Source organism: Halanaerobium saccharolyticum (assembly GCF_003259895.1).
Taxonomy (GTDB): Bacteria; Bacillota; Halanaerobiia; order Halanaerobiales; family Halanaerobiaceae; genus Halanaerobium; species Halanaerobium saccharolyticum_A.
This window is the reverse complement of record NZ_QLME01000023.1, coordinates 35,830-51,062: the sequence shown is the minus strand read 5'-3', so window position 1 is coordinate 51,062 and position 15,233 is coordinate 35,830. Positions and strand designations below refer to the sequence as shown.

Here is a 15,233-nt window from a genome sequence, read left to right as displayed (position 1 = left end):
AAACATAAATATGCTGTCGCTTTAACTGATCCGATTAATGGTAAACTAATTGATATATTAACTTCTAGAAAAAAAGATGATTTAATTGAGTACTTTAATACCTGGCCTGAGAAACTTCGGGAGCAGATCAAGTACTTTTCCATGGATATGTGGAGTCCATATAAAGCTGTTGCAGAAACTGTTTTTCCCAATGCTAAGATAGTAGTTGATAAGTTCCATCTGGTTACAGCTATCAATAATACTTTAGATAAGCTGAGAAAAGAGGAACAGGATAAACAGACTCCTGCCAATAGAAAGAAGTTCTATAAATCAAGACTCACCCTTCTGATGGCTGGTGAAGAACTTGATGATGACGGCCATCAGAGGTTGATAGAAATCTTCAAGTTATCTCCTGCTTTAGAAAAAGCATGGGAGTTAAAAGAAGAATTTAGAGATCTTCTCCAAATACCTGATGTTAAAGAATCTATTGAAGCTTTAAATCACTGGTATGAAAATGTTAGCCAGGCCAAATTAAATCTTTTCTATAGAGCTAAAGGAACAGTAAAACGGTGGGAACAGCATATTATTAACTATTTTAAAACTAGAATAACCAACGGATTTGCTGAAGGTTTAAACAACAAAATCAAACTAATTAAAAGAATTGGCTACGGTGTTCCCAAAGTTGAAAACTTAAAACGCCGAGTATATTTATCATTGCTAAGTATTTAAGAGCAATTAAAAAAATAAAAGAGATAACACGATTCAAACGGTGCTATTTAGATTTCACAACATTTGTTAAAGAACCAAAAGAATTAACAATAAACTTAAACTGGCCTTTTATCTCGAAGGACGCGCTGTTTATTCTGAGGCTGAAAAAGAAGATCTGGAATTAAGAATTGGTTTTGAAAAACCATTGACTGATGGTCTTAATCTAGATACCTCAGCCGGTGCCAATTATTTTGCTGACGAAACGAATTTTATTTTCAGATCAGAAATAGAGATATACCAACCTATTATTCCTGATAAAACCTCTTTGAGTTCAGAATTTGTTTACTATGATGGTGGCAGCAGAGATAAATATGAGTTGAATAATAATTTTAACTATTTAATCAATCCTAGAAACCGGTGGGGAGTTAATTATAATTTCGTTGAAGATAATCTGAATCCGGAATATCAAACACTGGAGTTAGAATATGAACATCAATTTGAGCAAACTATTATGGTTTTAAAAAATACTTCCCGGCGTTATTCTGATGGCTGGACAGCAGATTTTTCGCAGCACCTTGATTTATATTATCCCAGGGATGGCTACCTGCTAAATCTAGCTTTAAGCCACTATCAGGGAGGAGAGTATGTTTTTAAAGTAGGATTTGAGTTTTCCAATCTGTTTGCTGGGGATAAATTTGATTTGAGCAGTTTAAATTTATGGTTTAATGATCAAAAAACATCTAATTTAGACTTTAAAATGGATTTAAAATAAGAAAGCTGGTGGTGAGTAAGATGGATGCTGAGAAGATGAATAAAATTTTAATTGCTGAAGATGATGCCTCTATTTCGAGATTGATAGCCTATAAATTTGAAAAAGAAGATTATGAAATTAAAGTTATTGAAGCAGGAGACAAAGTCTTAGCAGAAATAAAGTCTGATAGTTATGATGCTTTAGTTCTTGATCTAATGCTGCCTGTTTTAGATGGAATGCAGGTTTTAAAAAGGATTAGGAAAGCAGAGATTAAGCTGCCTATATTAGTGCTTTCAGCTAAAAGTCAGGAAGAAGATATTCTTAAGGCTTTAAGTGCCGGTGCTGATGAGTACCTAACCAAACCATTTCGTCCGGATGAGCTGCTGCTGAGGGTTAAGAAAATGCTGGGTGATTGACCATGTTGAACTATTTATATTATCTTGCGGGCGGTCTAATTATCTTCATTCTCTTAATCATTTTAATTATAATTATTTACCATCTGCAGTATAAAAGAAGAAATAGGATTTTTGAGCAGAAAAAAAAAGAGTGGGAAGAAATTTTGTTTCAGTATCTTAATGATGACTTAAGTCTGGAAAAAACAGCAGCTGTAATGAATGATAGTTATTTTTATTTATATGATTTTTTGAAACCATATCTAAAAAATTTAAGAGGAGATGATTTTGAAAAATTAAGGCAGCTGGTTCAAAAGAATAAGATGATTGATTTCTTTTTATTAAAACTTAAAAAAGGAAATCGGGAAGAAAAAATAAAAGCAGCAGCTTTTTTGGGTAAGGTTAGAGAAAAAAGAGCACTGCCGTTATTAAAGGATTATTTAAATTCTGAAGATAAAAGTCTTATGACTGCCAGTATCTGGGCAATTGCTGACATCGGGGAACAGGAATTTTTTTTCCGGTCTTGAAAATAGTTTTAAACGAAAGCAGCTTTACTTTTGAAGGCTTATCAGAAATCTTAATTCGCTTTGGAGAAGAGAGCTGTTATCAGATTAAAGATTTTTTAGAAAAAAATTTCAGGAAAGAAAACAACTTAGAAGAAATTTTAGAAGTCCCTGAATATCAGAGCCTGTCTCTGTTTTTTGATATTTTTGGATACTTCCGCTTTATACCGGGAGTAGAAATTATGGTTTCTACTTTAAATGAAGATTATAATGAAGAGGTATTGATTCATATCTTTAAAGCTCTTGCAAAAATAGAATACCCGATTGATAAAGACTTAGTACCTTTTTTAAACCATAAAAGTTGGGTGGTAAGAAGTCAGGCTGCTCATTATTTAGCAGAGATTAAGGACAGCAATTATCTTCCTGACTTAAAAAAATTACTCAGTGATCAAAACTGGTGGGTCCGCTATTATTCGGCTCAGGCTATTTTTGAGCTGGGTAAAGAAGATCTTTTAATTGAAATTATTAAAAATAAAGAACCGGGTTATGAGATGGGAAAATATATTCTGGATCAGGCTGGAGATTTGAAAGTTGGTGAGGCATATAATGGATAATTTTTATTATTTTTTACTGGTATTTGATTATTTTGCTGTTATATATTTCTTCCTGGTTAATGGAACTTATTTATTTTTGAATGTTAAAGCATTTTTTTCAATCAGAAAGTACTGGAGTGCAAGAGAGACAGTAGAGTTTGAAAATAAGTTTCAGAGTGAATTTTATAAACCTGTTTCGATTATTATTCCCGCTTATAACGAGGAGTTAACTGTTGTAGATAATATAACTTCTATTCTTTCACTGCAGTATCCTGAATATGAAGTTGTGGTTGTTAATGATGGATCAAAAGATGCTACTATCGAAGAATTAAAAGATAAATTTAATTTAGTTATTTCAAGCCGGAGTTATAGAAAAGATTTAGAAACTCTGCCGGTAAAAGAGGTTTATGACTCAACTGATTATCCTAATCTGGTGGTTGTAGATAAAGAAAATGGTGGGAAAGCTGATGCTTTAAATGCAGGAATCAATATAGCGCAGTTTCCGCTTGTCTGTAATGTAGACGCAGATTCTTTAATTGATGACCATGCCCTTTTAAAAATTGTAGAACCTTTTGCCAAAGATTGGCGGGTAATTGCTGCAGGAGGAACCATCAGAGTTGCCAATGACTGTGAGATCAGAGGTGGTCAGGTTACAAAAGTGAGACTTGCCAAAAAACCACTGGTTAGAATGCAGGTTTTAGAATATCTGCGGGCCTTTTTATTTGGTCGAGTTGGCTGGGCTGCTTTAAACAGTTTGCTCATTATTTCTGGTGCTTTCGGTGTTTTTAAGCGAAAACATTTAATTGAAGTTGGAGGATACAGTACAGACACAGTGGGAGAAGATATGGAGTTAGTACTTAAGTTAAATAGAATGATGAAAAAATCAAGTCGCGAATACAGAGTTGTTTTCTTTCCGGATCCAGTCTGCTGGACTCAGGTGCCAGAGGATATTAAGACTCTTTCTAATCAGCGCCGAAGATGGCAGCGGGGACTGGGACAGAGTTTGTTGATGAATAAAGAAATATTTTTTAATAAGGATTATGGACTGCTTGGCCTATTTACCTATCCCTTTTATTTTTTTGTAGAGTTTTTAGGTCCCGTAATCGAAACACTTGGTTATCTGGCAATAATTTTAACTATCTTTCTGCAGTCAGCGATAACCCCGGTGGCAGTACTCTTTTTTATCACTGCTGTTCTAATGGGGATTTTATTATCTATAATTTCTCTGCTTTTTGAAGAGATGACTTTTCATAAATATAATAAATTAAGTGATAAGCTGAGTTTGATTTTATATGCTTTTTTAGAAAATCTGGGCTATAAACAGCTGCATACTTACTGGCGTCTGCGGGGGATAATTGATCTTATTTTAAAGAAAGAAAGCTGGGGAACACAAAAACGAAAGAATTTTTAATATAATTAAGCTTGTTTAAAATTTGAAGAAAAGGTGATGAAAATAAACATTTTAGTTGTTGATGATGACAGAGATATGAGAAAACTGCTGGAAAATTATTTAAAAAGGCTGGAAGTTGAGCAAATTCATTTTACAGATACGGCTCAAAAAACCTATCAGTTATTAAATCTTAATGATTTAAAAACTGATCCCAGTGTTGATCTTATAATTTTAGATATAATTCTGGGAGAAGAAAATGGAATAAAAATCTGTAAAAAAATAAAAAGTAATCCTGCCTATCAGGAAGTTCCAATTATTATGATAACTGCCCAAAAAGAATCGGGATATTTAAAAGACGCTTTTGCAGCAGGCGCAATGGATTATTTAAAAAAACCGATAAAAAAGATAGAATTTATGGCCAGGATTAATTCTGCAATCATACTGAGAAAAGAAACTAAGGCAAGAATTGCAAGAGAAAAAGAATTGCTTAAATTATCAGAAGAACTGAAAAAAGCAAATCAAAAACTGGAAAAGATGGCTCTAGTAGATGGCTTAACTGGAATTTCCAACAGGCGTTTATTTGATAAAACTATCAAAAAAGAATTGAAAAGAGCTAGAAGAAAAAATAATGATTTGTCTTTAATTATGATCGATATTGATAACTTTAAAGAATATAATGATACCTATGGACATCAGCAGGGTGATCAATGTTTAAAAGAGGTAGCCTCTGTTTTAGATAAAAAAACTAAAAGAGCAGCTGATTTTGCTGCCCGTTATGGTGGAGAGGAATTTGCTGTTATTCTTCCGGATACAGCTAAAGATGGGGCACTGAAAATTGCCGAAGATATTAGAAAAGGGATTATGGATTTAAAAATTGAACATAAAAATTCTAATACTTCTGAGTATGTTACTGTCAGTCTGGGAGTCAGCAGTATTAAAGCGGAAAAAGAAATTGATCAGCATTTAATCCGTTCTTTGATTGAACAGGCAGATCAGGCTCTGTATCAGGCTAAAGAAAACGGTAAAAATCAGATTGTATATAAAAATTTTGAATAAAAAGTTAAAATTAATTCAAAATAAAAAATGAGGCAAAGTAGGGGATGTTAAAATGTCAAAAAATATAGTTTACATTGACCCGGATCTTGAATTTCTAATCCCGCAGTTTCTGGAAAACCGCGAAGAAGATAGACAGAGATTAGAAAAATTGCTGCAGGAATCAGAGTTTGATCAGATTAGAATTATCGGCCACAGTATGAAGGGCTCTGGCGGTGGCTACGGTTTTGATTATCTCACAGAAATTGGAAGCCAGATTGAGAAAAATGCTGAATTGAAAAATAAAGAGGAGATTAAAAATTTAATCGATGAATTGAGGAATTATCTAGATAATCTAGAAATTATCTATCAGAAAGAATAAAAAGGGGGGGATCAGATGCACAATTTAAATTTAGAAAAGGAATATGAAATCGTATTTAACAACACTCAGGATGCACTTTTTATTATAGAAGTAGATGAGAATAAAGATTTTCGCTTTCTTAAATTAAATCCTACTCATGAAAACCTGACCGGATTAAAGACTGAAGATATTGCCGGGAAAACACCGGTGGAAATTCTGGGAGCAGAATTAGGTAGTGAGGTAGAGGCTCATTATCAAAAATGTCTGCAGCAAAAAGAGACAATTACTTACGAGGAAACTCTCGACCTTCCCGGAGGTAAAAAAGTCTGGTCCACTAAGTTAAGTCCTGTTTTAAAAGATGGAGAAGTAACCCATATTGTAGGCAGTTCCCGCAATATATCAAAACAAAAGAAGTTAGAAGAAGAAAAGAAAGAGTTAAGCAGGAGATATAAGATGGCCACCAGTGCTGCCGGGATAGGTGTCTGGAAGTTAGACTTAGCAGCTGATAGATTTATCTGGGATAAATATATGCATAAGATTTATGAGATTGAAAGTGACTCCCAGTATAGTTATCAGAGTTTGACAAAACATATTTATTATGAAGACAGGGAAGAAGCAACTGAGAAGTTTAAAGAGTCAGTAGCCAAAAAGAAAATCTTTGAGGCTGAATTTAGAATCAAAACCAGTTCTGGTAAGATAAAATACATTAAAGCTTTTGGAAAACCTGTTTTAGATAATATGGGCAACACAGTAGAGGTTATTGGTGTTAATTATGATATTAGTGAAAAAGAAAAAGCTTTAAACAAACTTGAGGATTATTCAAAAGAATTAAAGCTAAAAAACATTGAACTAGAGCAGGCTCGTGATAAAGCACAGGAAGCTTCTAGAGCTAAATCAGAATTTCTGTCAACTATGAGTCATGAGATTCGAACCCCTATGAATTCGATAATTGGAATGGCAGAACTGCTGCAGGATACTGATTTAAATGAACAGCAGTCAAAGTATGTTGATATTTTCCAGAATGCAGGTGAGAGTCTGCTGAGCTTGATAAATGATATTCTTGATCTTTCAAAAATAGAAGCGGGCAAAGTTGAGCTGGAGCAAAAAAGATTTAATTTAACAAAGGTAGTTGAGAATATTGCAGAGATGATTTCAGTTAGAGCCTACAATAAAAATTTGGAGATGCCATTAAGAATAGCCTCTGAGGTACCAAAATGTGTAATTGGTGATCCAGAGCGTTTAAGACAGGTTTTAATGAATTTAATGGGGAATGCCGTTAAATTTACAGAAAAGGGACAGGTTTTTTTAGATGTTAAAGTTGATAATTCTAATCCCGGTAAAGACAGAGTTATCTTTGCAGTTAAAGATACAGGGATTGGAATAGCTGAGTCTAAGCATAAATATATATTTAACAGTTTTACCCAGGCTGATGCTTCCAGCACCCGCAAATATGGTGGTACAGGTCTCGGCCTCAGTATCTCAAAGAAACTGGTGGAATTAATGGGGGGCAAAATCTGGCTCCAGAGCCAACCTGGCCTGGGCAGTACTTTTTATTTTTCTCTGCCCCTGGAAACAACAGTAATTAATAATTCAGAACCGGATAACGAGCTTTTGCAGTTCAGTCAATTTAAAATTCTAGCTGTAGATGACAATTCAACTAACATCTTTATTTTAAAAGAAATACTAACAGATAAAGGAGCTGCAGTTGATACAGCTAACTCCGGCCGGGAAGCTCTGGAAGCTGTTAAAAAGAGTGTTGAAGCCGGAGAACCATATCAAATTATTTTAATGGATAATTTTATGCCAGAAAAAAATGGTCTCGAAACCGCTCGTGAAATAAGAGAAAATTTTAAGATTAAAAAACTGCAGATTATTATCTTATCTTCTGATTTTGAAAACAAATATTTGAGAACCCACAAAGCCTTTTTTGATGATTATATGATGAAGCCAATCCGGAAAAACGAATTATTTTCTCTGCTTGAAACAGCGGTTGGGCGAATTAAAAATGAGGAATCCGAGAACACTAAGCTCAGCAGCCTGCAATTTGAAGAAAATTTAGCTGATTTAAAAGTTAATGAAAATAAAAAAATACTGGTAGTAGAAGATAATCCGGACAATAGGTTTTTAATTAAGGCCTTTCTGCAGCAAAAAGACTATCTGCTGGAAATGGCTGCAAATGGACTTGAAGCCGTAAATAAATTTAAAAAGAAGACCTATGACCTTGTTTTAATGGATATTCAGATGCCAGAAATGAACGGCTATCAGGCTGTTATTCAGATTAGAGACTGGGAAAAAGGAAATAAGCTGGATAAAACCCCGGTTGTTGCTTTAACTGCTTATGCATTAGACTCTGATAAAAAACAGGCACTGCAGGCAGGTTTTGATAACCATCTGACTAAACCGCTAAAAAAAGATAAGCTGTTTGAGATGATCGAAAAGTATATTTAAAAATATAGAGCTTAATTACCTTCATAAAATGAGTAGAGAATAATGTAGTGATTGCTTTGCGTTTTATTGCGATTAACATGGGAACTTTCAGGATAAAAGTTCTTAAACGAATTAAAAAATGTTTGCGATAGTAAAGTATTTATTTTTAAAAAATGAGAGGATTTTTATCTATAAATAAGATTGGAAATTCATTGAAGTTAAAAACCAGTTAAATTTTAAGCTTCTGGAGGAGGTGATCAATGTGGAAAATCCAGTTATTTTACAGACTTTTTACTGGGAAATGAACAGTAATAAATATGCAGAGGATTTTCCTGAAGAAAAAGATCTCTGGAGTTTAATAGACCAAAGAGCTGATTCAATAGCTGAAGCAGGATTTGATTATCTGTGGTTTCCGCCTGCTAATAAAGGTGCAGGGGGGATAGAGGATGTTGGTTATGGCACTTATGACCTCTGGGACTTAGGAGAATTTAAGCAGAAGGGGAATAAAAGAACTAAATACGGGACAAAAGAACAATTAGAAAAGGTTGTCAACAATTTGCATAGTAAAGGCTTAAAAGTAATATATGATGCTGTCCTAAATCACCGACTGGGAGCAGATGATAAAGAAACTGTGACTTTAAAAGACGGAAGCCAGGCCGAAGTATGGACAAAATTTGATTTTCCAGGCCGTGGGAATAAATACAGTAATTTAAAACTTAACTGGAGCCATTTTGATGGGGTTGATTGGAACGAGCGAACCAGAAGGGCAGGAGAATTTCTCTTTCAGTGTAAAGAGTGGGATGATTCTTACGAAGATGACTATCTTATGGGAGCAGATATAGATTATGATAATCAGGAAATTAAAGCCGAGGTGATAAACTGGGGAAAGTGGATAATTAATCAAATGGATTTTGATGGTTTTCGATTAGATGCCAGTACTCATATTGATAATGAAATGATTCATGACTTTATTGAGGAAGTTACTGCAGATACAGAGAAGAATTTAATTTTTATTGGTGAAGCCTGGGTTAATAGTCCAAAATCTTTAATGGATTATTTAAACATTGTTGATAATAAAAAGCTTTGTGTCTTTGATTTTCCTTTAAGACAGAGTTTTGTAGAAATGATGAAAGGCAACCTTGATATGCGCTGGTATGGAGGCAGAGGATTGGTCAATCAAAAAGATTATAAAAATAGAGCAGTTACTTTTGTAGAAAATCATGATACAGATCATGAAAGTACCAATAAATATGGAATAGAGACTATTGTTTATCGAAAAATGCAGGCATATACATATATTATGATGCGGAGAGATGGAATTCCAACTGTATTCTGGAAAGATTATTATAATTATGGTTTAAAAGATAAAATAGATAAGTTAATTTCTGCTCGCAAGAAATTTGCCTATGGTGATGCTTTTGAGAGTGAAACAAATGATCAAAAAACATATTCGTATATTAGAACAGGTGATGAAAAACATCCCGGAAGTGGACTGGTAATGATGATAACTCAGCGAGAGAAAACGGTTCTTATTGAAAAAGCCATAAATACAGGCAAGGCAAATACTTACTATTATGATTTTACAAATAATGTAACAGAAAAAGTCAAAACAGATAGTAATGGAAATGGAAACTTTAAGGTTAGAGGAACAGCAGGAGAAGGCTATTCGATTTGGGTTCAGGTTGAAAAACAGTAAGCTGCAAAAAAGTAAGCAGAAAAAATTTAAACTTACTAGTAGTTGGAATTATAATTTGACATTGCAATAAAAATAAGCTATAATTTAAGCTGACGACTTGTAATACAACCTACAACTTATAATTAAATAAAAGTGGGGAGATATTATGGATACTATTAAAAAAATTAATTTAGTTGACGAGGTTTATAAAAAGATGAAGGAGAAAATTCTGAGTGGAGAGTGGAAGCCAGGAGAGAAAATACCTTCAGAAAATGAACTTTCAGAAAAATTTGGAGTAAGCCGCAATACTATTAGAAATGCTATTCAGAAACTTAAGGGTTTAAATGTTATAAAGACCAAACAGGGACAGGGAACTTTTATTTCAGAAAATCTTAACAGCAGTATTGTAAGCAGCATTATTCCAGATATGATTTTTAGTAATGATGAAATGCTTGATGTGTTGGAGTTTAAAAGTGTGATAGAAAAAGAAAATGCCCGTCTGGCTTCAATTAGGGCAGATGAGGATGATATTCAGGAAATTAAGGAAGCTTTAGATCAGATGATAAAACATCAGGATGATTATAAAGAATATTCTTTGTGGGATTATAAGTTTCATCTGAATATTGCTAGAGCATCTAAAAATAAGATTCTTCATCAAACAATGCTGAGACTGAAAGACATCCTTTTTCATCATTTAGAAGAAATGAATAAAGAAGGAGATTTCAAAAAAAGTATAGAGGGACATAAAAAACTCTATAATGCAATTAAGAATAAGGATCCAGAATTAGCAGTTAACTTATCAGAGGAAGATGATAGAGAAAGATTTAAAGATTTAAAAAAAATATAATTTTTTTAAGATGACTTGTACTACAACCTACAACTAACAACCTACAACTAAATTAATTATCCATATATATATGAAAAATGAAATTTTCAACAACAATAATAGAAAATTAAGGTGATAAGATGAAAATTAAAAATGTCAAAGTTATAGTAACAAACCCTGGAAGAAACTATGTAACAGTAAAAATCGAAACGGATGAGGGAATTTATGGAGTCGGAGATGCAACTTTAAATGGTAGAGAATTAGCAGTGGCCAAAACTATAGAAGAATATCTGGCCCCAATTATAATGGATAAAAATCCTGACAATATAGAACATATCTGGCAGTATATTTATCGTGGTGCTTACTGGCGTGGAGGTCCTGTATTTATGACTGCTCTTGCCGGAATTGATATGGCTTTATGGGATATCAAGGGTAAAAAAGCAGGTTTGCCTGTTTATTCTCTTCTGGGAGGAAAATGCAGAAATAAAGCACTATGCTATACTCATGTATCAGGTCAAAGTTTTGAAGAGGTTAAAGATAATGCTTTAGAAAAAATAGAAGCAGGATATAAGGCTTTAAGAGTTCAGGTTTCTATACCGGGATTAGATGGTACATATGGAACAGTGGCAGATGATGCAAAAGAGTTACCTTTTGTAGAAAAGTGGGATTCAAAACCTTATTTAAAGACCATTCCTAAATTATTTGAGTATCTAAAAAAAGAAGTTGATGATGATATTCATTTAATTCATGATTCACATGAGAGATTGACTGTTTCTGAAGCCAAGAAGCTGGCTGATGAATTAGAAAAATTTAATTTATTATTTTTAGAAGATTTGATAAAACCTGAAAATAAAGATGGATTTAAATTTATAAAGAACAGTACTTCGGTTCCTTTAGCAATGGGAGAATTATTCAATAGCAGATGGGATGCTATTTCTCTTATCAAAGAACAGTTAATTGACTACATTAGATGTGATGTCAGCCATATTGGAGGAATTACAGAAGCAAAGAAAATAGCACATTTAGCAGAAACATTCCATATAAAAACTGCCTGGCATGGTCCGGCAGATATTTCTCCGATTGCTCATATGGCAAATTTACATCTTGACTTTTCAATTCCTAACTTTGGTATCCAGGAGCTTGCAGAATTCCCGAAAGAAGTTGCTGAAGTTTTTAGTGGCAGACCTGAATTTAAAGATGGATATTTAAAAATATCTGATAAGCCGGGTCTAGGCTGTGATATTGACGAGGAGATGGCTGAAAAATTTTCATATGAAAAAGCCTATCTTCCAGTGGCTGAAAGGCTTGATGGCAGTGTTCATGATTGGTAGTAAAACTATTAATTAAGTGAAAGGGGGGGTAGCTACCAATAATAATCAGAAAATTATTTGTAGTAGAAAAAATTACTTACTTAAAAAGGGGAGTGTAAAAGAATGAAAAAGAAAACTTTAATTAGTTTAATGTTGATTAGTCTAATCTTTACTTTATCTGTCTCAGCGCTTGCAGATGATACCTTAACAATCTGGCATGTATATACTACTGATAGTGATGGTAAACAAATTGTGGACCAGGCAGTTGAAGCTACTCAAGAAAAGTTTCCAGATCTTGAAGTTATTAGCTCACCAATGGAAGATGGAGCTTACAAAACAAAGGTACAGGTTGCTATAAATTCAGATGAACTTCCAGATATTTTTATGTCTTGGGGCGGAGGTTCACTAAAAAAATATGTTGATGCTGAGATGGCTTTAAATCTAAATGCCTGGTTGGAAGAAAATCCAGAAGTTGCTGATGGCTTTGTAAGCAGCACTGTTTTTGATCCAGCAACATTTGATGGTAATGTATATGGTATGCCCGGTCATGGTATTGAGCTATTTGCAACATATTATAATACAGAGATATTTGAAGAGCATGGCTTAGAAGTACCTGAAACTTATGAAGATTTGAAAGAGGTAATTAAAGTATTACGTTTAAATAACATAATTCCATTTGCTTTAGCAAATCAAGAAGCATGGCCGGCATCATTCTATTATATGTATCTGGTAGATAGAATTGGTGGTTATGAAGCTTTCCAGAGTGTTTTAAACAGAACAGGAGGTCACTTTACCGATCAACCATTTGTTGAAGCTGCAGAAAAAATTCAGGAACTAGTTGATTTAGGAGCATTTCCAAAAGGCTTTAATGGCCTAAAACATGGTAATGCTCAGGATTACATGCTTTATTATTCTGGTAAAGCTGCAATGACTATTCAAACCCCAAGCTTTATTCCTAATATGAAAAATGAAGCACCATCAGTATATGAAGCAACAGATATCTTTACTTTCCCTGCAGTGGAAGATGGAAAAGGTAATCCAAACAATGCGTTAGGATCTCCTGGTGGTTCATGGTTTACAATTAATAAGAATACTGAAAATAAAGAAGCTGCATTAGAATTCTTAAGAAACCTTTCAACTGAAAAAGCTGGTATGGCTCTTAAAGAAGCGGGACTTGTTCCCGTTCAAAAAGGTGTAGAAGTTGAAGGAAGAATACCTGTAAAAATGAAAGAATTATTTATGGCAGCACCACATATTCAAACAGCATATGATCAAACTTTGCCTCCAAAATTAGGATCTTACCATAAAGAAAGCCTGCAGGGAGTTTTAGATGGTTCGCTTTCTCCTGCAGAAATGACAAAAGAATGGGAAGACTTAGCTGAAGAGGTATATGGAGAAGAATAACTTATATAATTATCCCTCCTTCTTAAATAAGGAGGAGGGAATAATTCTTATTATGGAAGGAGCAGAGAATTATGGATTCAAATGATTTTGGATTAACAGAATTTTTTAGTGAAAAAACTCAGAAGAAGTTGAGGTTTGTTTTATTAGGATTAATCCCTGCCTATATATTTTATTTACTATATTTGATTGTTCCCATACCCCTATCTTTTTATTATTCTCTCTTTAGCTGGAGTGGTATAAAAGACTTAGTATTTGTTGGTTTAGAAAACTGGCAGTTAGTTTTGCAGGATAAGATATTCTGGAAGGCATTAAGTAATAATTTTTTATTAGTAATTTTATCACTTCTGATCCAGATCCCGATCGGCTTATTATTAGGTATATTTATATCCAGGAAAATTAAAGGTTATAAAATTTTTAGAGTTATTTTCTTTTTACCTTATATAATGTCAGCTGTAGCAGTGGGTATTCTATTTTCTTATATTTATGATCCTAATTTTGGTCTCTTAAATAATCTTCTGCAGATGATCGGACTGGAATCTTTACAGGCTGCCTGGTTAGGAAACAGAGATCTTGCCATATATTCAGTTATAGGAGCAATTAGTTGGCGTTTTACACCTTTTTATATGATACTTTTTTCAGCGGCTCTAGTTAGTATACCTCAAAGTATTTATGAAGCAGCTAGAATTGATGGAGCAAAGGGCTGGCAGCAATTTTTTAGTATAACTTTACCAATGATTAAACCCACTATTGTTAATGCCTGTATTTTATCTTTGACAGGATCATTAAAAGCTTTTGGGCTTGCCTTTACTATGACTGGTGGAGGTCCTAATCATGCTTCAGAACTTTTAGCAACATATATGTATAAAACAGCATTTACAGATATGGAAATGGGATATGGAAGTACAATTGGTATTTATTTGTTTTTAATAGCCTTTAGTATTTCTATGACAGTTTTATTTTTGACCAAGAGAAAAAAGTAATTGGTTTATAATTAGAGTGATATACTTAATTTGAGGTAACGATTTATAGATATGGAGGTAATACCATGAAAAAAAGCAGCATATTTTATTACATAATAGCAACAATATTTAGCATAATTTTTGGTTATCCTTTTGTTTTTATGGTTAGTACAAGTTTGAAAGGAAATATGGAGTTTTTACAGGAGTCAATCTGGGCGTTCCCTGAAACATATAAATTTATTAATTATCTAGATGTATCAAATTCTGGTTTTTATAAATATTTTTATAACAGTATTTTTGTTACAGCAGTTTCATTGGTAGTGCTTGTTTTTGTTAGCAGTCTTGCAAGTTATATAATTACAAGAATAGATTTTAAAATGAATAAGTTTGTTTTAGCAACTTTTGTAGCTGGAATGATGATTCCCATTCATTCAACTTTAATACTTGTATATAAAATTAGTAGATTTTTAAATTTAAATAATAAATTGATTGGCCTGGCGGGGCCATATATTGCCTTTATGCTTCCGGTATCAATTTTTATTTTATCAGGATTTATGGAAAGTATACCAAAAGAAATTGAAGAATCAGCGTTTATGGATGGAGCCAGTTATTTCCAAATATACACAAAAATAATTCTACCGCTTTCAAAACCAGCTTTGAGTACGATTTTAATTTATAATTTTGTGCAGATCTGGAATAGATTTGTTTATGGCTTAATATTGATTTCTTCACCAGAGAAATGGATTTTAACTTTAGGTTTATGGAGGTTTCAGGGAGAACATGGTTTTAATGTGCCTTATGTTATGACTGCCTTGACCCTAGCTTCAATCCCTTTGATAATTTTGTTTATTTTGCTTCAGGAAAAAGTAGTTCAGGGAATGACAGCTGGAGCTTTAAAAGCATAGCAGAAAATTATATATTTT

The 15,233-nt window shown here is 33.3% G+C and carries 15 protein-coding genes; all 15 read left to right on the top strand.

Translation table 11 applies throughout. The features are described from left to right. The coding region (locus C7958_RS12590) for an ISL3 family transposase (RefSeq protein ID WP_111573032.1) at nucleotides 1–708 on the top strand (708 nt) is incomplete at its 5' end. Nucleotides 709–892: 184 nt separating this feature from the next. Next, nucleotides 893–1,459, top strand: a complete 567-nt coding sequence (locus tag C7958_RS12585; protein ID WP_111573031.1) for a hypothetical protein — start codon at nucleotides 893–895, stop codon at nucleotides 1,457–1,459. A gap of 20 nt (nucleotides 1,460–1,479) precedes the next feature. Next, nucleotides 1,480–1,854, top strand: coding sequence for a response regulator transcription factor (locus C7958_RS12580; protein ID WP_111573030.1), 375 nt, complete (start codon nucleotides 1,480–1,482; stop codon nucleotides 1,852–1,854). 2 nt (nucleotides 1,855–1,856) lie between these two features. Then, the gene (locus C7958_RS12575; RefSeq protein ID WP_111573029.1) at nucleotides 1,857–2,357 is read left to right on the top strand and encodes a HEAT repeat domain-containing protein; all 501 of its coding nucleotides are present in this window, start codon (nucleotides 1,857–1,859) and stop codon (nucleotides 2,355–2,357) included. Beyond that, complete coding sequence (locus C7958_RS12570) at nucleotides 2,354–2,947, top strand: HEAT repeat domain-containing protein (RefSeq protein WP_111573028.1); 594 nt, start codon at nucleotides 2,354–2,356, stop codon at nucleotides 2,945–2,947. The genes C7958_RS12575 and C7958_RS12570 overlap by 4 nt, the downstream gene beginning before the upstream one ends. Continuing rightward, nucleotides 2,940–4,337: a glycosyltransferase family 2 protein gene (locus C7958_RS12565; protein WP_111573027.1), complete on the top strand. Its 1,398-nt coding sequence runs from the start codon at nucleotides 2,940–2,942 to the stop codon at nucleotides 4,335–4,337. The genes C7958_RS12570 and C7958_RS12565 overlap by 8 nt, the downstream gene beginning before the upstream one ends. 36 nt (nucleotides 4,338–4,373) lie before the next feature. Then, nucleotides 4,374–5,372, top strand: coding sequence for a GGDEF domain-containing response regulator (locus C7958_RS12560; RefSeq protein WP_243834350.1), 999 nt, complete (start codon nucleotides 4,374–4,376; stop codon nucleotides 5,370–5,372). A 52-nt stretch (nucleotides 5,373–5,424) separates the two neighbouring features. Further along, nucleotides 5,425–5,730: an Hpt domain-containing protein gene (locus tag C7958_RS12555; protein WP_111573025.1), complete on the top strand. Its 306-nt coding sequence runs from the start codon at nucleotides 5,425–5,427 to the stop codon at nucleotides 5,728–5,730. Between the two features lie 15 nt (nucleotides 5,731–5,745). Then, nucleotides 5,746–8,157: a response regulator gene (locus tag C7958_RS12550; RefSeq protein ID WP_111573024.1), complete on the top strand. Its 2,412-nt coding sequence runs from the start codon at nucleotides 5,746–5,748 to the stop codon at nucleotides 8,155–8,157. A 241-nt stretch (nucleotides 8,158–8,398) separates the two neighbouring features. Then, nucleotides 8,399–9,832, top strand: a complete 1,434-nt coding sequence (locus tag C7958_RS12545) for an alpha-amylase family glycosyl hydrolase (protein ID WP_111573023.1) — start codon at nucleotides 8,399–8,401, stop codon at nucleotides 9,830–9,832. Between the two features lie 145 nt (nucleotides 9,833–9,977). Then, nucleotides 9,978–10,658 (top strand): FadR/GntR family transcriptional regulator, encoded by a 681-nt coding sequence (locus C7958_RS12540; protein ID WP_111573022.1) that lies wholly within the window; start codon nucleotides 9,978–9,980, stop codon nucleotides 10,656–10,658. 119 nt (nucleotides 10,659–10,777) lie between these two features. After that, nucleotides 10,778–11,968: a D-mannonate dehydratase ManD gene (manD, locus tag C7958_RS12535; protein WP_111573021.1), complete on the top strand. Its 1,191-nt coding sequence runs from the start codon at nucleotides 10,778–10,780 to the stop codon at nucleotides 11,966–11,968. Between the two features lie 102 nt (nucleotides 11,969–12,070). After that, nucleotides 12,071–13,351 carry an extracellular solute-binding protein gene (locus C7958_RS12530; RefSeq protein WP_111573020.1) on the top strand — a complete coding sequence of 427 codons (1,281 nt, stop codon included), beginning with the start codon at nucleotides 12,071–12,073 and terminating at the stop codon, nucleotides 13,349–13,351. 71 nt (nucleotides 13,352–13,422) lie between these two features. Continuing rightward, the gene (locus tag C7958_RS12525) at nucleotides 13,423–14,331 is read left to right on the top strand and encodes a carbohydrate ABC transporter permease (RefSeq protein WP_111573019.1); all 909 of its coding nucleotides are present in this window, start codon (nucleotides 13,423–13,425) and stop codon (nucleotides 14,329–14,331) included. Between the two features lie 65 nt (nucleotides 14,332–14,396). Further along, a complete protein-coding gene (locus tag C7958_RS12520) occupies nucleotides 14,397–15,215 on the top strand; it encodes a carbohydrate ABC transporter permease (protein ID WP_111573018.1) in 819 nt (272 codons plus the stop codon). Nucleotides 15,216–15,233 lie beyond the last annotated feature (18 nt).